The 19,183-nt window shown below is 70.1% G+C and carries 26 protein-coding genes; 9 read left to right on the plus strand and 17 right to left on the minus strand.

What is annotated here, in order from left to right:
- The first annotated feature begins 3 nt into the window (after positions 1–3).
- Genes ACFYNL_RS08980 through ACFYNL_RS08990 form a run of 3 tightly spaced genes read left to right on the plus strand, consistent with a single transcriptional unit; the run spans position 4 to position 2,159 of the window.
- Positions 4–780, plus strand: coding sequence for a metal ABC transporter ATP-binding protein (locus ACFYNL_RS08980; protein ID WP_388798940.1), 777 nt, complete (start codon positions 4–6; stop codon positions 778–780).
- Entirely contained in the window at positions 780–1,682 is a 903-nt protein-coding gene (locus tag ACFYNL_RS08985; protein WP_388798943.1) for a metal ABC transporter permease, read from the plus strand. The genes ACFYNL_RS08980 and ACFYNL_RS08985 overlap by 1 nt, the downstream gene beginning before the upstream one ends.
- Before the next feature lie 60 nt (positions 1,683–1,742).
- Positions 1,743–2,159, plus strand: a complete 417-nt coding sequence (locus ACFYNL_RS08990) for a Fur family transcriptional regulator (protein ID WP_388798946.1) — start codon at positions 1,743–1,745, stop codon at positions 2,157–2,159.
- Between the two features lie 31 nt (positions 2,160–2,190).
- Here ACFYNL_RS08990 and ACFYNL_RS08995 read toward each other — a convergent pair whose 3' ends face one another.
- The 8 genes from ACFYNL_RS08995 to ACFYNL_RS09030 are packed head-to-tail and all read right to left on the minus strand — an operon-like array spanning position 2,191 to position 5,945.
- A complete protein-coding gene (locus ACFYNL_RS08995; RefSeq protein WP_388798949.1) occupies positions 2,191–2,553 on the minus strand; it encodes a hypothetical protein in 363 nt (120 codons plus the stop codon).
- Positions 2,550–3,074: a YcxB family protein gene (locus ACFYNL_RS09000; RefSeq protein ID WP_388798951.1), complete on the minus strand. Its 525-nt coding sequence runs from the start codon at positions 3,072–3,074 to the stop codon at positions 2,550–2,552. The genes ACFYNL_RS08995 and ACFYNL_RS09000 overlap by 4 nt, the downstream gene beginning before the upstream one ends.
- Before the next feature lie 43 nt (positions 3,075–3,117).
- Positions 3,118–3,957: an isoprenyl transferase gene (locus ACFYNL_RS09005; RefSeq protein ID WP_388798954.1), complete on the minus strand. Its 840-nt coding sequence runs from the start codon at positions 3,955–3,957 to the stop codon at positions 3,118–3,120.
- A gap of 16 nt (positions 3,958–3,973) precedes the next feature.
- Positions 3,974–4,720 (minus strand): DNA repair protein RecO, encoded by a 747-nt coding sequence (recO, locus tag ACFYNL_RS09010; RefSeq protein ID WP_388798957.1) that lies wholly within the window; start codon positions 4,718–4,720, stop codon positions 3,974–3,976.
- Positions 4,717–4,848 (minus strand): hypothetical protein, encoded by a 132-nt coding sequence (locus ACFYNL_RS09015; RefSeq protein ID WP_388798960.1) that lies wholly within the window; start codon positions 4,846–4,848, stop codon positions 4,717–4,719. The genes recO and ACFYNL_RS09015 overlap by 4 nt, the downstream gene beginning before the upstream one ends.
- Positions 4,849–4,852: 4 nt before the next feature.
- The gene (locus ACFYNL_RS09020) at positions 4,853–5,467 is read right to left on the minus strand and encodes a DUF1266 domain-containing protein (protein ID WP_388798963.1); all 615 of its coding nucleotides are present in this window, start codon (positions 5,465–5,467) and stop codon (positions 4,853–4,855) included.
- A gap of 59 nt (positions 5,468–5,526) precedes the next feature.
- Positions 5,527–5,742: a hypothetical protein gene (locus ACFYNL_RS09025; protein WP_019755592.1), complete on the minus strand. Its 216-nt coding sequence runs from the start codon at positions 5,740–5,742 to the stop codon at positions 5,527–5,529.
- Entirely contained in the window at positions 5,739–5,945 is a 207-nt protein-coding gene (locus ACFYNL_RS09030) for a hypothetical protein (RefSeq protein WP_388798966.1), read from the minus strand. The genes ACFYNL_RS09025 and ACFYNL_RS09030 overlap by 4 nt, the downstream gene beginning before the upstream one ends.
- A 125-nt stretch (positions 5,946–6,070) precedes the next feature.
- Between ACFYNL_RS09030 and ACFYNL_RS09035 the strand changes: the two genes are divergently transcribed.
- Entirely contained in the window at positions 6,071–6,904 is an 834-nt protein-coding gene (locus tag ACFYNL_RS09035) for a helix-turn-helix domain-containing protein (RefSeq protein WP_388798969.1), read from the plus strand.
- The gene (locus ACFYNL_RS09040) at positions 6,886–7,083 is read left to right on the plus strand and encodes a DUF397 domain-containing protein (RefSeq protein WP_388798972.1); all 198 of its coding nucleotides are present in this window, start codon (positions 6,886–6,888) and stop codon (positions 7,081–7,083) included. Before ACFYNL_RS09035 ends, ACFYNL_RS09040 begins: the two co-directional genes overlap by 19 nt.
- Here the strand turns inward: ACFYNL_RS09040 and ACFYNL_RS09045 are convergent.
- From ACFYNL_RS09045 to ACFYNL_RS09070, 6 genes are all read right to left on the minus strand, one after another.
- Positions 7,067–7,891: a DUF6879 family protein gene (locus tag ACFYNL_RS09045; RefSeq protein WP_388798975.1), complete on the minus strand. Its 825-nt coding sequence runs from the start codon at positions 7,889–7,891 to the stop codon at positions 7,067–7,069. The two genes, ACFYNL_RS09040 and ACFYNL_RS09045, sit on opposite strands and share 17 nt — an antisense overlap.
- Before the next feature lie 150 nt (positions 7,892–8,041).
- The gene (locus tag ACFYNL_RS09050) at positions 8,042–9,016 is read right to left on the minus strand and encodes an SCO2521 family protein (RefSeq protein ID WP_388798978.1); all 975 of its coding nucleotides are present in this window, start codon (positions 9,014–9,016) and stop codon (positions 8,042–8,044) included.
- Position 9,017: 1 nt separating this feature from the next.
- A complete protein-coding gene (locus tag ACFYNL_RS09055; RefSeq protein ID WP_388798981.1) occupies positions 9,018–9,998 on the minus strand; it encodes an SCO2522 family protein in 981 nt (326 codons plus the stop codon).
- Positions 9,995–10,912 (minus strand): SCO2523 family variant P-loop protein, encoded by a 918-nt coding sequence (locus tag ACFYNL_RS09060; protein ID WP_388798984.1) that lies wholly within the window; start codon positions 10,910–10,912, stop codon positions 9,995–9,997. The genes ACFYNL_RS09055 and ACFYNL_RS09060 overlap by 4 nt, the downstream gene beginning before the upstream one ends.
- Before the next feature lie 3 nt (positions 10,913–10,915).
- On the minus strand, positions 10,916–12,766 hold the full coding sequence (locus ACFYNL_RS09065) for an SCO2524 family protein (protein ID WP_388798987.1): 1,851 nt from the start codon (positions 12,764–12,766) through the stop codon (positions 10,916–10,918).
- A 231-nt stretch (positions 12,767–12,997) separates the two neighbouring features.
- Entirely contained in the window at positions 12,998–13,795 is a 798-nt protein-coding gene (locus ACFYNL_RS09070) for an SCO2525 family SAM-dependent methyltransferase (RefSeq protein WP_388798990.1), read from the minus strand.
- Positions 13,796–13,976: 181 nt separating this feature from the next.
- Here ACFYNL_RS09070 and ACFYNL_RS09075 point away from each other — a divergent pair, with 181 nt between their 5' ends.
- The gene (locus ACFYNL_RS09075; RefSeq protein ID WP_388798992.1) at positions 13,977–14,510 is read left to right on the plus strand and encodes a GNAT family N-acetyltransferase; all 534 of its coding nucleotides are present in this window, start codon (positions 13,977–13,979) and stop codon (positions 14,508–14,510) included.
- A 93-nt stretch (positions 14,511–14,603) separates the two neighbouring features.
- Complete coding sequence (locus ACFYNL_RS09080; RefSeq protein WP_388798995.1) at positions 14,604–16,085, plus strand: alpha/beta hydrolase; 1,482 nt, start codon at positions 14,604–14,606, stop codon at positions 16,083–16,085.
- 13 nt (positions 16,086–16,098) lie between these two features.
- Here ACFYNL_RS09080 and ACFYNL_RS09085 read toward each other — a convergent pair whose 3' ends face one another.
- Both ACFYNL_RS09085 and ACFYNL_RS09090 read right to left on the minus strand, forming a co-directional pair.
- Positions 16,099–16,536, minus strand: a complete 438-nt coding sequence (locus ACFYNL_RS09085; protein WP_388798998.1) for a VOC family protein — start codon at positions 16,534–16,536, stop codon at positions 16,099–16,101.
- 114 nt (positions 16,537–16,650) lie between these two features.
- Complete coding sequence (locus ACFYNL_RS09090) at positions 16,651–17,088, minus strand: protein-tyrosine phosphatase family protein (protein WP_388799001.1); 438 nt, start codon at positions 17,086–17,088, stop codon at positions 16,651–16,653.
- A gap of 81 nt (positions 17,089–17,169) precedes the next feature.
- On the opposite strand from ACFYNL_RS09090, the gene ACFYNL_RS09095 reads away from it, so the two are divergent.
- Together ACFYNL_RS09095 and ACFYNL_RS09100 are read left to right on the plus strand one after the other, a co-directional pair.
- Positions 17,170–17,694, plus strand: a complete 525-nt coding sequence (locus tag ACFYNL_RS09095) for a SigE family RNA polymerase sigma factor (protein WP_388799004.1) — start codon at positions 17,170–17,172, stop codon at positions 17,692–17,694.
- The gene (locus ACFYNL_RS09100; RefSeq protein WP_388799007.1) at positions 17,691–18,611 is read left to right on the plus strand and encodes a hypothetical protein; all 921 of its coding nucleotides are present in this window, start codon (positions 17,691–17,693) and stop codon (positions 18,609–18,611) included. The genes ACFYNL_RS09095 and ACFYNL_RS09100 overlap by 4 nt, the downstream gene beginning before the upstream one ends.
- A 62-nt stretch (positions 18,612–18,673) precedes the next feature.
- On the opposite strand, the gene ACFYNL_RS09105 is transcribed toward ACFYNL_RS09100, so the two are convergent.
- Positions 18,674–19,102: a helix-turn-helix transcriptional regulator gene (locus tag ACFYNL_RS09105; RefSeq protein ID WP_388800556.1), complete on the minus strand. Its 429-nt coding sequence runs from the start codon at positions 19,100–19,102 to the stop codon at positions 18,674–18,676.
- Between the last annotated feature and the right edge of the window lie 81 nt (positions 19,103–19,183).

Consider the following 19,183-nt stretch of genomic DNA (forward strand, 5'->3'; position numbering starts at 1 on the left):
GGCATGAGCGAGCCCGTCAAGCCCGTCATATCCCTGCGCGGCATCCGCGCCGAGCTGGGCTCGCGTCCCGTCCTGCGCGGCATCGACCTCACCGTGAGCCGCGGTGAGGTCGTCGCGCTGCTCGGCGCCAACGGCTCCGGCAAGTCGACGGCGGTGCGCAGCATCATCGGCCAGGTCCCGGTCAGCGCCGGCGAGATCGAGCTGTTCGGCACGGCCCGGCGCCGCTTCCGCGACTGGCATCGCGTGGGCTACGTCCCCCAGCGCACCACAGCCGCGGGCGGTGTGCCCGCCACGGTGGGCGAGGTCGTCTCCTCGGGCCGCCTGTCGCGCACCCGCTTCGGCGTCTTCCGCAAGGCCGACCACGAGGCCGTACGGCGCGCCCTGGACCTGGTCGGCATGGCGGACCGGGCGAAGGACTCGGTGAGCGACCTCTCCGGCGGCCAGCACCAGCGGGTGCTCATCGCCCGCGCGCTGGCACCCGAGCCCGAGCTGCTGATCATGGACGAGCCGATGGCCGGTGTGGACCTCGCCAGCCAGGAGGTGCTCGCCACGACGCTCAGGGAGCAGGTCTCCCGGGGCGCCACGGTCCTGCTCGTCCTGCACGAACTGGGCCCGCTTGAGCCGCTGATCGACCGGGCGGTCGTCCTGCGCGACGGCTGCGTGCTGCACGACGGCCCGCCGCCGAAGGCCGTCGGACAGCACGCCCTGCCCGGCCACGACCATGTACACCCGCACGCGGCTCACGACGCCGAACCGATCCGGACGGGGCTGCTGAGCTGATGGACTTCCTCAACTACGACTTCATGCAGCGGGCGCTGCTCGCCGCCGTCCTGGTCGGCATCACCGCGCCCGCCGTCGGCATCTACCTCGTCCAGCGCCGCCAGGCCCTGATGGGCGACGGAATCGGCCATGTCGCCATGACGGGCGTGGGTCTCGGCTTCCTGCTGTCGTGGTCGCCGGTGTGGATGGCGACGCTGGTCTCGGTGCTCGGCGCCGTCCTGATGGAGCTGATCCGCTGGTACGGCCGCACCCGCGGTGACATCGCCCTCGCGATGCTCTTCTACGGCGGCATGGCCGGCGGTGTGATGTTCATCAACCTCGCTCCGTCCGGCTCCAACGCCAACCTGACCTCGTACCTGTTCGGCTCGCTGTCGACGGTGAGCGAGTCGGACGTGACGGCGATCTGTCTGCTCGCCGCGTTCGTGGTGTTGGTCACCCTCGGTCTGCGCCGTCAGCTGTTCGCGGTGAGCCAGGACGAGGAGTTCGCGAGGGTCACCGGCCTTCCGGTCCGCGCCCTGAACCTGCTGACGGCGATCACCGCGGCGGTGACGGTCACGGTCGCGATGCGGGTGGTCGGGCTGCTGCTGGTGAGCGCGCTGATGGTGGTTCCGGTGGCGGCGGCCCAGCAGCTGACCCGGAGCTTCGCGGCGACGTTCGCGATCGCCGTCGCGATCGGCGTGGCGGTCACCATCGGCGGCACGGTGACCTCGTACTACCAGGACGTTCCGCCCGGCGCGACCATCGTGCTGCTGACCATCGCGGCGTTCGTCGCGCTGACGGCACTGGCGGCCCCGCTGGCCCGCCGCAGGGCACGTGCCATGGCCGTCGCCGAACCCGTCGGCGACCCGGCGGAGTGTGCGATTCCGGCCAGCAGGGGAACCGACGGAAAGGTCGGCGTCTGACCGCCGCCAGTCCGGGCTGGCACAATGGCCCGGCAAGGCGCAGACGTTTGGAGGCAACCGGTGACGACCGCTGGACCGCCCGTGAAGGGCCGAGCCACCCGGCAACGGGCTGCCGTGGCGGCGGCGCTCGACGAGGTCGACGAGTTCCGCAGCGCGCAGGAGCTCCACGACATGCTCAAGCACAAGGGCGACTCGGTCGGGCTGACGACGGTGTACCGCACCCTCCAGTCCCTCGCGGACGCCGGTGAGGTCGACGTCCTGCGCACGTCCGACGGCGAGTCGGTCTACCGCCGCTGTTCGACCGGCGAACACCACCACCACCTCGTCTGCCGCGTCTGCGGCAAGGCGGTCGAGGTCGAGGGCCCGGCCGTGGAGAAGTGGGCGGACGCCATCGCCGCCGAGCACGGCTATGTGAACGTGGACCACACCGTGGAGATCTTCGGCACGTGCGCGGAGTGCGCGGCCTCCGGCGGTTGAGCCCTCGGCGCCGGGCGAGGGGGCGGCGCGTTCAGGGAAGCATGTCGCCGCGGTTCAGACAGCGGTAGGCGCCGTCGTCGTCACGGCTCACGCTGTCGTACGACCAGCAGTGCAGCATCGGCGCCAACGTCCACATCCGCAGTCCCATGAGGGCCACGAGGGCGGCGGACACCGCCCACGCCGTGTACGACCGTCGCCCGGCGAGCGCCAGCCCGCCGCCGGTGACCAGCAGGGCGAACACCAGCATGCCGACGACGACGGGCGCGAGGTTCTCCCTCGGCCCCGGGAACGACTCCATCTCGATCGTGCCGCCGAAGGCGAAGCAGACGACGAGCGCCGCGAAGGCGAAGACGGCGGTCGCCGCACCGGCACGGACGACGCGGGTGACGTTCATACCCGCGTGAGGTGGCGGTCGAGGAGGGCCCGCAGACGTGCGACGTCCTGCTCGCCGCGCACTCCGCGCTTGGGTATGACCTCCAGAACCAGGATGTTCGGGTCACGGCTGAGGAGCACCATGTGCTCACCGGTCTCGCGGTAGCCGCGGAACAGCGACCAGCGCTGCACCAGCGTGGTGTGCTCGGTCTCCACCGTGACCCCGGAGTCGGTCACCGTGGTGCGGAACTCGCCCTGCCAGGAGACGGTCCGGAACACGTGGTTGGCCTGAATCCGTGGTGTGCCGTAGATCACGGCCGCGCACAGCAGGATGAGTACGGCCCCCGGCGCGGACCGGGCCCCGTCGGTCGCGACGTGCGCGGCCAGTCCGGCGAACAGCGCGCTGAGCGCCCACCGCAGCAGTGTCAGTCTGCGTATGCGGTCGCGTGTCCGGATGCCCTGGAGGATGTCGGCGCGTGTCGGCCGGAAAGCCAGCTCGACGGTGTCCGCGCCCTCGGTGATGTCCCGCCCCTGGTGAATCATGGGCGGAACCCTAGCGTTCGGTTCCGCCGCGCACCGGTCCGGCTCAGTCCTCGGCCTGCCTGCCCTCCATGGCCAGCAGTTCCTCGTTCGGGATGGCGCCCCCGAAGCGCCGGTCGCGCGAGGCGAACTCGACACACGCCCGCCACAGGTCGCGCCGGTCGAAGTCGGGCCACAGGACGTCCTGGAAGACCATCTCGGCGTAAGCGCTCTGCCAGAGAAGGTAGTTGGAGGTGCGCTGCTCGCCGCTGGGCCGCAGGAAGAGATCGACGTCCGGCATGTCCGGGTAGTACATGTACTTCGCGAAGGTCTTCTCGTTCACCTTCGACGGGTCCAGCCGGCCGGCCTTCACGTCCGCCGCGAGAGCCTGCGCGGCGTCCGCGATCTCGGCCCGCCCGCCGTAGTTCATGCAGAAGTACAGCGTCAGTTTGTCGTTGCCCTTGGTCTGCTCCTGCGCGATCTGGAGTTCCTTGGCGACCGACTTCCACAGCTTGGGCATCCGGCCGACCCAGCGCACCCGGATCCCCAGCTCGTCGAGCTGGTCGCGGGTCTTGCGGATGAAGTCACGGTTGAAGTTCATCAGGAAGCGCACCTCGTCGGGCGAGCGCTTCCAGTTCTCGGTGGAGAAGGCGTACAGGGAGATCGCCCCCACGCCCATCTCGATCGCGCCCTGCAGGACGTCCAGCACCCGCTCGGCGCCGACCTTGTGGCCCTCGGTGCGCGGCAGCCCGCGCTCCTTCGCCCAGCGGCCGTTCCCGTCCATGACGATCGCCACATGGTTGGGGACCAGCTCTCCGGGGAGCTTCGGCGCGCGGGCACCGGACGGATGCGGCTCCGGTGCCCGGTACTCGCGGCGCTGCCGCCCCAGGAACCCGCGTACGACCATGTGCTTCTCGTCTCCCTTACTTTTCCACGTACCGAAGTGAACGCAGACCGCGTTCCAGATGCCAGTGCAGGTAGGCGGAGACCAGTCCGCTGCCCTCCCGGACGTACCGCGCCTCGCAGGCGTCCGCCGTCGCCCAGTCTCCCGTAAGCAGCGCGGCGAGCAGTTCCAGGGTCTGCGGCGACGGTACGACGCTACCGGGCACCCGGCAGTCGACGCATACGGAGCCCCCGGAGGCGACCGAGAAGAAGCGGTTCGGTCCGGGCATCCCGCACTTCGCGCAGTCGTTGAAGCTGGGGGCGTAGCCGTTGACGGCGAGCGAGCGCAGCAGGAAGGCGTCGAGGACGAGGTGCGGGGCGTGCTCACCGCGGGCCAGGGTGCGCAGGGCGCCGACGAGGAGCAGGTACTGCTGGACGGCCGGCTCGCCCTCGTGGTCGGTGAACCGCTCGGCGGTCTCCAGCATGGCCGTGCCGGCGGTGTAGCGGGCGTAGTCGCTGACGATGCCGCCGCCGTACGGGGCGATGGTCTCGCTCTGCGTGCACAGCGGCAGCCCGCGGCCCACCAGCTCGCTCCCCCGTGCGAAGAACTGCACGTCGACGTGCGAGAAGGGTTCGAGCCGCGCACCGAACTTGGACTTGGTCCGCCGCACCCCGCGCGCCACGGCCCGAACCCGGCCGTGCCCACGGGTCAGGAGCGTGATGATGCGGTCCGCTTCACCCAGCTTCTGGGTGCGCAGGACGATGCCGTCGTCCCGGAACAGACTCACCGGGCACCTCCACCCAGGCCCGGCCGGGGCCCCGGGGGCCGCCCCCCGGGCCAGCACAGCATGATCCGGTCCGCTTCACCCGGCTTCTGGGTGCGCAGGACGATGCCGTCGTCGCGGAACAGACTCATAGGGTCATTCTCTCGTACGCCCGAGCTTGGGGAGGGCCAGGTCGGGGCGGCCGATCGCCTCCCAGGGGGCCAGGTTCCACGGGCTGGAGCGGTTCGCCGGGTCCAGGAGGGCCCGCAGATGCGCGTCGGCGACCGCCTGCGACGCCGGCAGGTCCGGGTCTCCGGCGCCCAGCAGCCCCTCCCGCCACACCTTCCGACCGAGCAGGTAGTGATCGGCGTACTCCCGCCAGGAGCCGTACGTCCCCGCCACCGCCGGCACGATGTTCTTCAACGCCGTCCAGGCGTCGGTCTCACCGATCAGCCCGCAGGCGAAGCCCCGGCGGGCGATGTCGACGTACAGGGCGGCGTCCCAGGCCAGCGGCGCGACGCCGGTCTGCCGGTACGCCCGCGCCCGGTAGCCGCTGCGGGACAGGTCGTCCAGCCGGTCGACCAGTTCCTCGCGCGAGGTGATCTCCCACTGGTCGGCCAACCAGCGCCGGGCGCTGTCGTCGTCGATGCGGGTGTACGGGTACAGCGTGGTCCGCGAGGCGCTCCTGTCCCGGCTCACCGGCGCGCTCAGCGACACCATCCACAGCTGGTGCACGGTGAGCGGCACGGGGTAGCGGCGGGTCGCCTTCACGCCCCGTCTTCTCCATCTCCACAAAGCCATGCCGCCGCACCCTATGCGCCCGCCCTACGTCAAGGAACCTCACCCCGGCTGCGTGCGTTGGCGTACGCGGTCGCCGCGCGGAGCCGCTCGGCCGGGGTCGCATGGCGTACGACCGACGGGTCGGCGTCCCACTCCTTGCCGCCCCCGTACGGTCTCAGCTGCACATACGGCCCCTCGTGCCCCATCACGACCCCGATCCGACCCGAACGGGTGTCGACGACGTACGCCCCGATCGGTGGCTTCATCGCAGCACCGCCGCGAGGCGCCGCACGGTCTCGACGGAACAGCGGCCCAATTCGACGAGCGGGCACGGGGTCTCACGCGCAAGACTTCCCGGGTCGATCCGGAGTGTCGGGAGCGTAATTCCTGCCTTCTCCAGCACCGCCCGCAATTCCTTCACCACATCCTCCGCTTCTTCGACGCACTGCGCCGAGTGTCGTGCCGTCACGTCACTCCCCTCCCATTTGGGTTTCACTCATTTCATCTCCATCCTGACCTGCGACGCCTACACTCGGCAGGAGTCTGTGCCCCGAATGGGCGCTACAAGTGCAGGGCAGGACAAGGGGGTTGGCCATGGCCAACGGTTCGCGTCAGGCGGCTTGGGAGTTCTTCGGGGCGGAGTTGAAGAGGCGGCGGGAGAACGCGGGTATCACTCAAGTGGAGTTGGGGTCCCGGGTATTTGTCTCCGGTGGATACATCGGTCAGTTCGAACAGGCAATTCGAAAGCCACAGCTCGATGTAGCCCAGCGGATTGATGAGGCACTGCAAACCGACGGTATTTTCGAGCGACTTTGGCGAAAGCTCATCAAGGAGCAGCCGTATACGGAGTACTTCGCGCATGCGGCGGAGCTGGAGCGGCTGGCGACACAGATCTGCGAGTACGCGCCCACGGTGATCCCCGGACTGCTCCAGACGCCGGAGTACGCACGGGCGGTCTTCCTGGCGGGCAATCCGCTCGCCGCCGACGAGTACATCGAGGAGCTGCTGCGGGGACGGATGGACCGGGCGCACGTCCTCAAGGACGCCACTCGGCCCGTGTACTGGGCAGTCCTGCATGAGACGGCCCTGCGCATCCCCATCGGCGGGAGAGCGGTCATGACGGGTCAGCTGGACCGGATCGCCACGTTGATGCGCGAGCGCAAGGTCCTCGTACAGGTGCTGCCGTTCTCGGCCGGGGCCCACCCGGCTCTGGGCAAGATGATGAAGCTCATGGAGTTCGAGGACGCCCCGCCAACTGTCTATACAGAGGGCATGTTTTCGGGAAGCCTGCTGGACGACCCGGCTGTGGTGAAGCGGGTTCAGGCGTCTTACGATCTGCTCCGGGCCACCGCACTGTCGCGGGAGGCGTCTTTGGCCCTGATCGAGTCGGCGGCGGAGGACTACAGACGATGCGCGAGTACGACCTGAGCAGTGCTCACTGGCGCAAGAGCTCCTACAGCGGCGGCGACGGCGGGGAAGACTGTGTTGAGGTCACCTACGACATACCCGGCATATCCCCCGTCCGAGACACCAAACTCGCCCCGGACAGCCCCGTACTCCTCTTCCCCGCTCACGCCTGGGACAGCTTCGTCACGTCTCTGAGGTGACCCGCGGAGCCGTCTGCTGACGTTCCGCTTCCGCCCACAGCTCCGCGAACTGGGTGACGTGGTCCTCGATGTGGTCCGGCTCGGCGCTGAGCAGCGTGCCGTCCGGGTTGGACTCCTGGTCCGGCTTGGTCTCGTAGCAGAGTTCGCCGTCGAAGACGATGAAGTCGCTCACCTTCGGGTTCGACTCCATCAGCGACCGCACCGCGATACGCGCGTCGATGCCGCGCCTGCGGTGGTCCTCGCACAGCGCCCTGAGTTCCGGCGTGACCTCGTCCTCGGTCCGTACGATGAACAGGCGCCGGATCTCCACGCCCCGCCTCTTGATCGCCTTCTCCTGCGCGGCGAGGTACCGCTCGGCGGGCCCGCTGGTCCAGAACTCCCGGTCCACCGAGGTGCTGGTGGCGTCCAAGGTCATCTTGACGCAGTCGGTGATGTCGATGAGCCACTCGTGGTTCTCACCGGGGCAGTCCGCGCTGCCGCTGCCGAGGCCCTCCATCATCTTGGCGAGGCGGCCCAGCTCCTTCTCCGCGAAGGCCTGCATGATGTCGCCGCCCTGCTCACGGACCTTCGTGTACCCGAGGACCAGGCGCGTGACCTCCTCGGACCGCAGCACCGAACCGTCCACCTGGCTGAACAGCTCGGTCGCGGCGAGGATCTCGGCGAAGCCCTGGTCGACCTTCTCGAACCGCTCCCCGAAGTCCACCAGGTACTGCACGATCAGCACCGCGCAGCCGAGGACGATCGACATCGTCCATTCCCAGAGGTTGTCGTCCTCCTGGTTCAGCAGACCGCTCAGCAGGAAGGTCACGGCACCGGCCACACCCGCGACCAATACCCTGAGCAGGACTTTCGACCTCTGTGGGTGCTGAACCCGGGGCGCGGTCCTCCCGTTGTTCCCGGCCCCTAATGGCGCTGCGCTCATGTCTCATCCCCCGTCGGTTTGTGGTGGTACCGCTCCTCAGCGCGCGTCACTGAGCGTCTGGTGCGGCGTCGCTACGGCCTGGAGGGCCAGTCGATCCCTGATGCGCCGGCTCAGGTTCTCCCACTGGCGGGAGAACCCCGGCTTCTCTTCCAGTACGTCCCACAGGTGGCCCAGCGCGGGGTCCACGTGCGCCCGCGGCATCCACAGATGCAGCAGATGAACCACGACCGGATGGAGCGCCTCGACGACCGACGGCCCGTCCGCCGCGCCGAGACGGCTGTTGTCCAGCATGTGCTGAACAGTCGTCAAAAGCCAGTCGTGCAGGGCGAGATCCTCGCACAGACCGGCGACCGAGGCGGCCGGTGTGCCCGCCGGGAGCCGTAGCTCCATGGTCCGCAGCCCGCCCTCGGCGACCGTGAAGTTCACCAGGGCGGCACGCGTCCGCTCGGGCTCGCGTCGCGCGACCCAGCGCAGCCGCGTGGGGCTGGACTTGAACGGGACCCGGCGGTCGAGGAAGGCGTGCCGGCGGAGCTGTGCCAGCAGGCCCTCGGCGATCATCCCGAGGTCGAGTTCGCCCTTCCCGGCGCCGCGCAGCACTCCCTCCGCGGTGGCCTGCTGGGGCAGCTTGCCGAAGGGCTCCACCAGGCCCGGCCGTACGAGGTACTGGCCCCAGGGGCGCCGCAGATCGGGTCCGGCCGACGGGGCGCTGAAGTACGCCGTCGACTGCAGCAGACGGCCCTCGGTCAGCGCCGCGCGGGCGGCCACCGTACCGACGGCCCGGACCTTGCTGCCGTTGGCGGTGGGCAGCCGGCAGTCCACACCGGTGAGCACCTCGGGGGACAGGGCGTACATGGTGGGCCGTTCGGAGACCCGGACGTGTTCGTCCGCGCGCAGCCTGAGCAGCTGGGCGGCGGCCCTGCGGTCCAGGGCCTGGAGGGACGGCAGCAGACAGGTGCGCACCTCACCGCAGGCGAGGACCGAGCGCGCGGGCTGTCCGGGGGCCGCCGTCATCTCAGGACTCCTCGCTCTCGGAGGAGTCGCCGGGCTCCTCGTAGAAGACGTAGGTGGCGCGCTGCGCGACCGCCGCCGGTACCGGTATCCCCTCGTCGCGGGAGCGTTTGTCGACTTGTTTCAGCGCCTCGGTGTCGACGTCCGTCTGGTCGAGGATGAGCCGTACGGCGTCCTCGACGGCGAGGAACCGGTTCGGCATGAGGGTGCAGGTCCGGTAGGCGCTGAAGGGCGCCTTGGTGTCGGTGAGCCGGATCAGCGGCGGCAGCCGGTCCCAGTCGTGCGGGAAGTCCGCGCCCTCCCACTCCTGCGGCACCAGCACGGGCTCCCCGAGGTGCCGTAACAGACCCAGCCGGGCCAGTTGCCAGACGGCGGCGAGGAAGGGGCAGGACCACAGGCGTGTGCCGTCCTTCTCGGACCACAGCTCGACGTCCATGAACACCGAGTGGTTGCGGGCGGCGGTCTCCTGGGGCGGTTCCCAGCCCTTGACCGCGCCGAGGGCGCTGCGGGTCCCGGTGGGGGTGCGCTGGCCGTTGGCGAGCCAGCCGGTCTGGCTGACGTGCGGGCGGGAGCCGTAGCTGCCCGGCGGCGGCGACTCGACGAGGCGGTGCATGACGGCTTCCGCGAGCTCGACGCGGTCGGCGACCGCGCACGCCGACTCACGGGCCAGGTAGTCGATGACCAGGCCCGCCTTCCGCGCCTGCTCGATCACCATGGGAATCAGCTCGGCCGGGGTGGAGAAGCGGGTGAAGTAGTCGTCGACGAGGAAGCAGGTGCTGATGCGCGGCCGCTTGCTGCGGCGGGCGGCGGAGGCGCGTACCGCGTCCGCCCAGACCCGTACCTCGGCGAAGTGCTCGCCCAGCCGCTCGGGCCCCCCCTCGAAGTCCTCCATGTAGAGGTGGCCCAGTTCCAGGGAGAGGTGGGCCAGCGGGACGGACTGGGTGCGCGGCTCGGCGGTGGTCTCCTGGAACACGGCTTCGTTCACGCCTGCTCCCAGTACTTGTCGTCGGTCAGCCGGGCGGCGAGCCGGTTCAGCGCCTGCCAGGTCTCCTGGTTGGCGATCTGGCTGTCGAGCACGTCCTCGTCGGTGATGAGCTGCTCACGCCACTGCAGGACCGGCTCCAGGGGCACGGAGCCCAGGACCAGGCTGTAGCCGATGCCCAGGGTGGAGGCGAGCTGCTTGAGGTCGCCGTCGGTCTTGCGCATCCACGCCGACTGGGTGGGCGAGACCTGGGACCACAGCGGCGATTCGGGGTCGGGGACGGCGGCCCGCACGAAGCGGATGGCCGCGCGCAGCGCCTCCTCGTCGTGGCCGCGGTCGACGCCGCCGGCGACGATGCCGCGCTTGCCGAAGACCAGGCTCGCGGCGGCCGCCACATGCTGGCGGGTCCAGCGGTGGTAGACCAGCCAGCGGGCCGTGACCTCGCTCATCTCGGGCTGTGCGGTGGCCTCCAGGACCATGTCGACGGCGTAGGAGCGTCCGGCGCTGAGGTCGACGACGACCAGGTCGAACTCGTAGTAAAGGTTCATGAGCAGGTCGACGCACAGGCGCAGGTTGTCGTCGCTGGTGGCGAACTCGCCGCCGCTGACGTCACCGGGCATCAGCACCAGGCGGCCGCAGCCGGGCGGCGGGAAGCGCAGCACCTGGTGCTCGGTCTCGGCCCAGACGTCGATCCGGGCCGGTTCGCTGACCTCCCCTATGAGGTAGGCGTGCAGTCCGCGGTCCTCGGTGGCCTGGCGGGCGTCTCCTACGTCGAAGACGGCCGCCGCGGTGGGCGAGCCGAAGTCGAAGTCGAGGTAGCACACGTCGTCCCCGGCGAGCGCACGGTGGTAGGCGAGGTTGGCGCTGGTCACGGAGCGGCCCGTGCCTCCCTTGTCGGAGGCGGCGAAGATCAGCACGGTTCACACTCCCCGGTCCGCGGCTTCGCGGGCCCGGGCGAGCGAGTCGAGCTGTCCCAGCACGTCGAGCGCCAACGCGTAGGCCGTGCCCGGCTGTTCGTCCACGAGGCTGCGTGCCCGGCGCAGTTTGACCTCGATGTTCCTGAGCTGCATCCCGTGCCGGCCGTCGTCCTTGGGGGCGGGCTCCATCTGCTCGTTGCCGAGGAGGTGGGCCGACTCACTGAGCAACGCCCTGGAGAGTTCGGTCAGTTCGAGGCTGCGGATCGGTGGCTGCCGGTACATCTCGTACGCCTGGACCATGACCTCGGTGACCCGCTCGGTGATGCTCCAGGACACCGGTACACGCCGCTTGAGGATCTCCGCCTGGGGATAGGCCGCGTGGATGTTGTCCCACAGTCCGACGCCCTCGCCGTCGCGGATACGGCGCTGCCACATGTGGTCGAAGATGTCCTCGGCGAGTCTGAGCAGCCGGTCGTGCGAGGCGAGGCTGCGCGAGAGCGTGCACAGCTGGACGGTCCGCTTCAGCAGCTGTGCCGAGAAGTCGGTCATGGCCCAGGTCATGGGCGGGCCGAGCCGCTCACTGCCCTGGAGCGGCAGGGCGACGCCGACGTTGTGCAGCGCCTGCACCATAGGGTCGTCGCGGGTCATCCGGCTGGTGATGCGGCCGCGTTCGGCGAGGCGCTCCATGACGCCGACGGTGCGGGTCAGGTCGTCGTCGGTGGCCCGGCGCCGCATCAGGTCGTGGACGAGGATGGCGGCGACGGAGAGGGAGAAGTACTCGGACTCCAGCTTCTGTCCCGTCGTACGCCAGGGGATGTCCTCCAGGGGCCAGCGGTCCTCGTCGAAGCGGGCGATGCGGGACCAGTACTGCTGGGTCAGCTCCCACCGCAGGCGGAGTGCCTCGGCGAGCTTCTGCTGCTCGGCGTTGAGCAGGCCGAGGGTGAGGGTGCGGTCGGAGAAGAGGTCCTGGATACCGTCGAGGGCGACCACGGTGAAGTACAGGTACGGGACCGCGTTGGCGACGCCCTCGGGCTGCGAGCCGATCGGTTCGCTGGTCTCGATCTCGGGGGCGTCCTTCACGACGGACCACGCCCAGCCGCACTCGAACAGCTGGTTCTCGTCCTTGAGGCCCTCCTCGACGTCGATACCGAGGGACACGCTCTCGACGATCGCCGCGCGCAGCGGGCGGAAACGGTTCTGGAACCTGTTCAGGACCTGACGCTGCGACTGCCGTCCCTGGCCCAGGAGTTCGCACAGTGTGCGGCCCTGGGAGGCGTCGACGTCGAAGACGTTGACGGTGAAGGAGCGCAGCAGGCTGACCATCGCGGCGGTGAGCCGGTTGCTGGTGGTCCGGCGCAGCTCGGCGATGGTCTCCCGGATGTCGCTGCGCCTGGTCCTGGTCTCGTAGATCTTGAGGAAGCCGAGCGTGGCCAGGCACAGGGTGATCGACATGGAGTACGAGTCGACCACGCCGAGTTGGCGTTGTTCCTCGGTGAGTTCCTTCGTCTTGTCCGCGGATCCGAAGTAGTAACCCCCGGCGAACGTGGGCCGCTTGTCCTCACCGGTGTGCGTCTGCATGAAGTCGGCCGCGGCCGCGACCAGGTTGGCCGGAATCTCCAGCCGTCCGCCGGCCTTCTTCAGGACCTGCTGGACGTCGTCCTGTGTCGTGTCCGGGTCGTCCAGGCGGAACGCGGGGATCTCCGTGGCGGGGTAGAGCAGGCACAGCAGCCGCTCCGCGTCGGCGACACTGCTCTCCTTGCCCCACTCGCCCCACTCCCACTCTCCCCCGTCGAAAGAGTGGCGGGCGACCGCCTGCCAGATGTCCAGCAGATGCTGGCGTGGCTTGATCTGCATCCCATGCCCCTCACACAGACCGCACTGCCATCACTTGAGGAATGGCCCTCTTCTGTTGTGAAGATTCACCGGCCCGTGGAGGCCGGTGAATCGAGATCCTGAATCGAGATCCTGAATCGAAACCGTGCATCGAGACCACCGGATCCAGACCGTCCGATCCAGACCATTGGATCGATCGGATCCGGACCATTGGGCCGATACCGGTGAGTCGTACCAGTGGATCAAAAGCGATCAGCCGAACGGAATGATCCCGTCCGAATGGCGCCGCCAGCCATGGGCGACGATCATTCCCGAATATCCGTCGCGCACCTGGGCCTTGGATTCGAGCCGCTGAACCTTGAAGTCGCCCGCGAATGCCTCAAGGCTCGCACGCACCTCGTATTCTCCCACGTCACACGCCGGGAAGAAATGCTCGCCCGCGTGATATCCCTTCGAATGTTCCATGAAGGCGGCGGCGAAGGGAGCGCCGGGAGCCAGCGCCCGCATGAAGCGCTCGACGCCGAGCATGAACTCACGCAGGGACGCGGTCATCGACTCGGCGACGAAGAACATGGTCCCCACGGACCACCGTCCCTCGTGCCGCACGAGATCGAAGATGTCGCCCTTCTCGACCCTGACGACCTTGCGGAAGCGCTCACGCGGGTCCATGTCGAGGGAGCCGTAGGCCTTCTTGCGGCACAGGGCGGCCCAGAACTTGTCCCAGTTCTCCTCGTAGGAGTCGACCTGGCGCGCGAGGTACTCCACGTTCGAGGCGGAGCGGTCCAGGAGGGTGATCTCGTCGCACCAGGGCAGCATGGCCAGTGCGGGATACAGGTTCACGCCCGCGCCCACGTCGATCCCGGAAACCGACCCGACGCCCTGCTTCCGGAAATGATCCCCGAAATGATCCCGGATGATGTGCAGGATCTCCGCGTCCTCCGCCTGTAAGTCGCGGTAGTTGTGATCAAGGTAGGCGATCGAGTCGAATGCCGCGTCCCACGGGACATCGGCATTCCTCAACTGGACGCCCCCCGACGATCTCTGGGTCATTCCACCAACGGTACCAAAAGGAGGCGCATCGGGAGCGCGTTGGGGCATAGGGGCGATGAGGTCTTGAAGAGGCGGAACCGCGCTGCTCAAGATGGGCGGACCACTACTGAGCACCTGAAACGACAGACAACGGGTACTCACCCGCACGAGTGACGCCATTCCATCACACAGGGGGCGGACGATGGAGCTACCGGAGGAACGTTCCCCTTTTCCGGGTAACCGCGCCGACCAGGCGTACTTCGCCGACCGCGCCGACCGGCCGCTGGACATGCGAGGGGCCACCGAAGCCGACCTGAACGAACTGCTGCGGGTGGACAGGGAGGTGTTCCCGGACGATCCGTACCCCTACTTCGTGCTGCGCCAGCACCTCGACGTGCACGGCGACCGCGTCCTCGTCCTCGACGACGGGGAGTGCCTGCACGGCTATGTCCTCTTCGTCACCCGGTCGGACGGCTATGTGTGCTGGGTCCTGAGCCTGGCCGTCAGCGCCGACCGGCGGGGCCGGGGACTCGGCAGGCGGCTGATGCTGGAGGTGCTGCAGCGGTTGCGCCGGGAGCGGGTGCGCGAGGTGCGGCTCACCGTGGAGCCGACGAACGCGGCGGCGATCATGCTGTACCGGTCCCTGGGGTTCGCGGCCGAGGGCGGAGTGCGCCGGGACTACCTGGGGCCCGGTGAGGACCGGCTCATCATGACGCTGGAGCTGGACCTGGGGTAAACCCCACCCGGCAGGCCCCACCCGGTAAACCCCCCTGCGAACAAGGGAGTTACCGGTATGTGACGCCTCGTCGAGCTCGGACAGGCTGCAGGCATGAAGCAGATCACGAAGAGTGCCGCCCTGATCGCGGCCGCCTCCGCAGTCGTCTTCGGACTCGTCAACCCGCTCACCGCGTCCGCCAGCGGCACGCCCGCGGCGCTGAAGTGGACCGAGTGCGAGGGCGAAGGGCTCGATCAGCGGCAGGAGTGCGCCACCGTCTCCGTACCGATGGACTACAGCGACCCCGGCGGTCGATCGATCGACGTCGCCGTCTCCCGTATCCGCAGCGAGGACCCGTCGGCACGCCGGGGCGTGCTGCTGCTCATCGCGGGCGGACCCGGAGGAGCGAGCCTCGACGAGCTCTCGGACAAGGCGCGCGGTCTGCCCGAGGAGGTACGGGACGCCTACGACCTGGTCGGGTTCGCACCGCGCGGCAACGCGCCCTCCACGCCGGTGAGTTGCGACCTCCACAAGGGCGACCTCGCCCTCACCAAGTCCCGCCCGTGGCCGGCCCCCGACGGCTCCGTCACCGAGAACATGGCCTACGCGCGGCGCGTGTCCGAAGCATGCGCACGCAACGGCGGAGAACTGATGCGGCACATCAGCACGAAGAACAACGCCCGTGACATCGACCGCATCCGGGCCGCGCTCGGCGAACGCCGGCTGTCGGCGTGGGGCGACTCGTACGGCACGTACGTCGGGGCCGCGTATCTGGAGCTGTTCCCGCACCGCACCGACCGCATCGTGCTGGACAGCAACGACCACGCAGACCCGGTGCGCGCGGAGCGCGCCTGGCTGCAGGCGTTCGAGGTGGGCGTCGAGGACAACTTCCCCGAGTTCGCCGCGTGGGCGTCCGCGCCGGGCAACCCGTACCGGCTCGCCGACAGCGCCGCCGAGGTGCGCCCGCTCTTCCTCCGCCTCGCCGCCCGTCTGGACCGCGAGCCGATCCCCTGGCCCGGCGCCAACCCTGCCGAGCTGAACGGGAACGTACTGCGCCAGACCATGCTGGACAGCTTCTACGACCCCGAGGACTACCCGGTCCTGGCCGAGCTGATGCTGGCCGCGCGCAAGGGCACGGTGCCGCCCGCGCCGCCGGCCCCGCCGGAGCCGGTGCTGCAGAACGGCGCCGCGGTCGGCGCCGCCACCATCTGCAACGACGCCGCCTGGCCCAGGTCGGCCGCCGTGTACCGCAAGGGCGTGGCCGAGAGCCGGGCCAGGTATCCGCTGACCGCGGGGATGCCGCGGAACGCCATGGTGTGCGCGGCATGGCCGTGGCAGCCGAAGGAGGCGCCGGTGCGGGTCACCGACCGCGGCCCGTCGAACGTCCTGCTGATCCAGAACGAGCGGGACGTGGCCACCCCCCTGAGCGGCGCCCTGAAGCTGCGCGAGGACCTCGGCGGGCGGGCCGTCATGGTCACCGTGAACTCCACCGGCCACGGCGCCTACCTCGCCAACGGCAACGCCTGCGGCGACGCCGCCGTCTCCCGATTCCTGGCGACCGGGAAGCGGCCCGCCCAGGACACGTACTGCTCCTAGGCCGTGTCCGCGGTCAGCGTTCCACGAGAGGTGCCGGGGCCTCCTGGACCGTCCAGCCGTTGCCGTCGGGGTCCCGGAAGAAGAAGTAGGAGTTCCAGCTCTCCTCGCCCCGGCCCTCGGTCCACCCGGACGCGTCCATGTGCATGACGGGGGTCACCTCGACCCCCCGTCCCAGCAGCCCCGCCCGTGCCGTGTCGATGTCCATGACACAGAGCTGGAGGCCCCGCAGCGAGCCGGGGGCCGTCCGGCGCTGCCCCGGGGGTGTGGGCATCCCGGACTCCAGCACGACGGAGCAGCGCGAGCCGGGCGGGGTGAGCTGGACGAAGCGGCCGACGCCCGCGTAGAACGGCGCGTCGATGTCCGCGCGAAAACCGCACCGGTCGGTGTAGAAGTCCTTGGCGAGGTCGACGTCGGTGACCGGCACGACGATCACCTCAAGGGTCCAGTCCATGCACGCACCTCCTCAGCCATGGTCTCCCCGCGGGCCGGTCGGTGCCCGTCGGCCGCTCCGCCGCCCCCGACAGCCGTACGACGACCCGGCCGCACCGGCCGGCGGCCCACGGCCTCAGCCGAAGCGCCGCACGTACCTTCGCTGCCACGGCGTCTCCACGGCGTGCCGGTCGTAGGCGCGGCGTACGAAGTCCACGGCCTCCTCGGCCGGTACGCCGTCCAGGACCGCCAGGCAGGCCAGTGCCGTGCCCGTACGGCCGCGGCCACCGCCGCAGGCGACCTCGACGCGTTCGCCGGCGGCCCGCTCCCAGACTTCGGTGAAGGCGGTGCGGGCGGCCGCGCGGTCGGCCGGGAGACGGAAGTCGGGCCAGCGCAGCCAGTGGGACTCCCAGGGCACCTCGGGCGGCTGCTTGCCCAGGAGGTAGAGGGCGTAGGTCGGGGTGGGTGCCGCCGGGTCCAGTCGGTGGCGCAGGCCCCGGCCGCGCAGCAGACGTCCGGACGGCAGTCTGAGGACGCCGGCGTCGGTCTCGTTCCAGTGCTTCTCGCTCGCCATGGGCTCATTCGAACCGAGCCGGGCGGGGCGGGCAACCGAATCCGTGACATCGGTGGTCTGTGGGGCGAGGGAGGGTGCTTGATGCAGGCCGAACAAGAGGCCCAGTTCCAGGAGTTCGTCAGGGCGCGGTGGTCGCACCTGGTGCGGACCGCGTATCTCCTCACGGGCGACGCGCACCACGCCGAGGACCTGACGCAGACGGCGCTGGCGAAGGCGTACCGCTCGTGGCGGCGGGTGGTGCGCGCGGACAACCCGGAGGCGTACGTCCGGCGGATGCTGGTCAGCTGCAACAGCGACCGGTTCCGTAAGCGCCGGGTCAGCGAGGCGCTGACCGCCGTCCCGCCGGAGGTCGTGGGAGGCGACCAGGGCTACACGGAGGTGGACGAGCGCAGCGCGCTGTTCGGCGCCCTGGCCCAACTCCCGCCCCGGCAACGGGCAGTGGTGGTGATGCGCTACTGGGAGGACCTGTCCGAGGCGGAGGTCGCCGAGGTGCTCGGCTGCTCCGCCGGCACGGTCAAGAGCCAGGCCTCGAAGGGGCTGGCGAAGTTGCGTACGTATCCGGGGCTCGCCCGGATGACTCCGGCCGGACAGGGAGGCAGCAGGTGAACGCGGAAGAGCAGCGGCAAGGAGCGCGCGGTGAGGAGGAGTTCGAGGAGCAGGTGCGGGAGTTGCTGACCGCGCAGGCCCATACGTTCCATCCGCCGCCGGACCCGTATCCGGCGATCCGGCGCCGGGGCGTGGTCGAACGGCGGCGCCGGGTGGCGGCGGCCGGGGCGGCGCTGGTGACGCTGGCGGCGATGCCGGTCGGGGCGTACGCACTGGGCGGCGGGGACACGGCCGGGACCGCGGCGACGAGTCCGACGCCCGCGGTCAGTGCCGCGCGGGCCCCGTCGCCGACGGTGGGCGGGCCCGCGCGGCCGGCCACGGCGGGGCAGCTGCTGGACGGGTTCACCTTCGAGCAGGCGGCGGACGGGCTGGAGAGCTGCCTGGCCTACGAGGGGGCGAGCAGCGGCCCGCCGAGCGAGCTGGGCACGTCGGACGGGTACCGGATCCTGCTGGCCATGCGCAGCACCGGCGACTCCAACGCGCCCGGCGACGGCATGTACGTCGTCGCGGTGCGGGAGAAGCCGGAGCGGACCTATCTGATGTGCACCGTGCAGGACGGCGAGGCCCAGGGCATGACCGGCTTCAGCGACGACACCGCCGTCCTTCCGGACGAGGGCCCGGTCTTCGTCGACCCCAACAGCGGCAGGCTCCACCAGCAGTCGATCATCGACCGCGGCGACTGGAAGCTGCCGTTCCGCTGGGGCGTCGTCGGCACGGTCGAGCCGTCGGTCGCCCGGGTGACGGTCTCCTACGGCGACTCCCGCAGCGAGGCCGCCCTCGACCACGGCTCCTTCGTGGCGTCCGGCGTGCTGAACGAGCAGGTCACCGAGGCACCGCACATCAAGGGCTACGACGCCGACGGCAGGCAGGTCTACGACTCCGACGAGGACAAGTACTACCAGCGGACGCTGCCGTAGCTCCGCCTCGCGTCAGGTCCGTCGGGCGGGGGCGCCGCACAGGGGACGGCGCCCCCGACCCGTCACCGGGCCGTGTCCGGCCGGTTCCTGAGCGGCCGGGTCACCTGCTTCTCCAGACACGAGGGGATGCCCCCGGTGGCGTCGCCTTCCCGCGACTGCTTGCGGTAGGCGCTCGGCGACATGCCGACGAGCTCGGTGAAGCGGGTGCTGAAGGTGCCCAGCGACGAGCAGCCGACCTCGAAGCACACCTCGGTGACACTGAGATCGCCGCGGCGCAGCAGCGCCATCGCGCGCTCGATGCGCCGGGTCATCAGATAGCCGTACGGCGACTCGCCGTAGGCCGCGCGGAACTCCCGGCTGAGGTGCCCGGCCGACATGTGGACGCCGCGCGCGAGCGCCTCGACGTCCAGCGGCCGCGCGTACTCCCGGTCCATCCGGTCACGGACCCGGCGCAGCGCGGCGAGGGTCCGCAGGCGCTGCTCCTCGGGCATCGGGTGGCTGGGGCTCACTCCCGCATCTTCCCGGGCCGGCTCCCACCTCGTCCACTCCCGGGTCTGCCGGGAGCGGGACGA

Origin of the sequence: Streptomyces sp. NPDC007808 (genome assembly GCF_042868655.1) — a bacterium.
Taxonomy (GTDB): Bacteria; Actinomycetota; Actinomycetes; order Streptomycetales; family Streptomycetaceae; genus Streptomyces.

Bases quoted from the DNA above. Each gene is read 5' to 3' on its own strand.
- ACFYNL_RS09040 (WP_388798972.1), top strand. From the start codon at position 6,886: ATGCGCGAGTACGACCTGAGCAGTGCTCACTGGCGCAAGAGCTCCTAC.
- ACFYNL_RS08985 (WP_388798943.1), top strand. From the start codon at position 780: ATGGACTTCCTCAACTACGACTTCATGCAGCGGGCGCTGCTCGCCGCC.
- ACFYNL_RS09075 (WP_388798992.1), top strand. From the start codon at position 13,977: ATGGAGCTACCGGAGGAACGTTCCCCTTTTCCGGGTAACCGCGCCGAC.
- ACFYNL_RS09035 (WP_388798969.1), top strand. From the start codon at position 6,071: ATGGCCAACGGTTCGCGTCAGGCGGCTTGGGAGTTCTTCGGGGCGGAG.
- ACFYNL_RS09015 (WP_388798960.1), bottom strand. From the start codon at position 4,848: ATGAGTCTGTTCCGCGACGACGGCATCGTCCTGCGCACCCAGAAGCCG.
- ACFYNL_RS09090 (WP_388799001.1), bottom strand. From the start codon at position 17,088: ATGGCGAGCGAGAAGCACTGGAACGAGACCGACGCCGGCGTCCTCAGA.
- ACFYNL_RS09070 (WP_388798990.1), bottom strand. From the start codon at position 13,795: ATGACCCAGAGATCGTCGGGGGGCGTCCAGTTGAGGAATGCCGATGTC.
- ACFYNL_RS09025 (WP_019755592.1), bottom strand. From the start codon at position 5,742: ATGAAGCCACCGATCGGGGCGTACGTCGTCGACACCCGTTCGGGTCGG.
- ACFYNL_RS09000 (WP_388798951.1), bottom strand. From the start codon at position 3,074: ATGATTCACCAGGGGCGGGACATCACCGAGGGCGCGGACACCGTCGAG.
- ACFYNL_RS09105 (WP_388800556.1), bottom strand. From the start codon at position 19,102: ATGCCCGAGGAGCAGCGCCTGCGGACCCTCGCCGCGCTGCGCCGGGTC.
- ACFYNL_RS09085 (WP_388798998.1), bottom strand. From the start codon at position 16,536: ATGGACTGGACCCTTGAGGTGATCGTCGTGCCGGTCACCGACGTCGAC.
- ACFYNL_RS09005 (WP_388798954.1), bottom strand. From the start codon at position 3,957: ATGGTCGTACGCGGGTTCCTGGGGCGGCAGCGCCGCGAGTACCGGGCA.
- ACFYNL_RS09095 (WP_388799004.1), top strand. From the start codon at position 17,170: ATGCAGGCCGAACAAGAGGCCCAGTTCCAGGAGTTCGTCAGGGCGCGG.
- ACFYNL_RS09065 (WP_388798987.1), bottom strand. From the start codon at position 12,766: ATGCAGATCAAGCCACGCCAGCATCTGCTGGACATCTGGCAGGCGGTC.
- ACFYNL_RS09080 (WP_388798995.1), top strand. From the start codon at position 14,604: ATGAAGCAGATCACGAAGAGTGCCGCCCTGATCGCGGCCGCCTCCGCA.
- ACFYNL_RS08995 (WP_388798949.1), bottom strand. From the start codon at position 2,553: ATGAACGTCACCCGCGTCGTCCGTGCCGGTGCGGCGACCGCCGTCTTC.
- ACFYNL_RS09050 (WP_388798978.1), bottom strand. From the start codon at position 9,016: ATGACGGCGGCCCCCGGACAGCCCGCGCGCTCGGTCCTCGCCTGCGGT.
- ACFYNL_RS08980 (WP_388798940.1), top strand. From the start codon at position 4: ATGAGCGAGCCCGTCAAGCCCGTCATATCCCTGCGCGGCATCCGCGCC.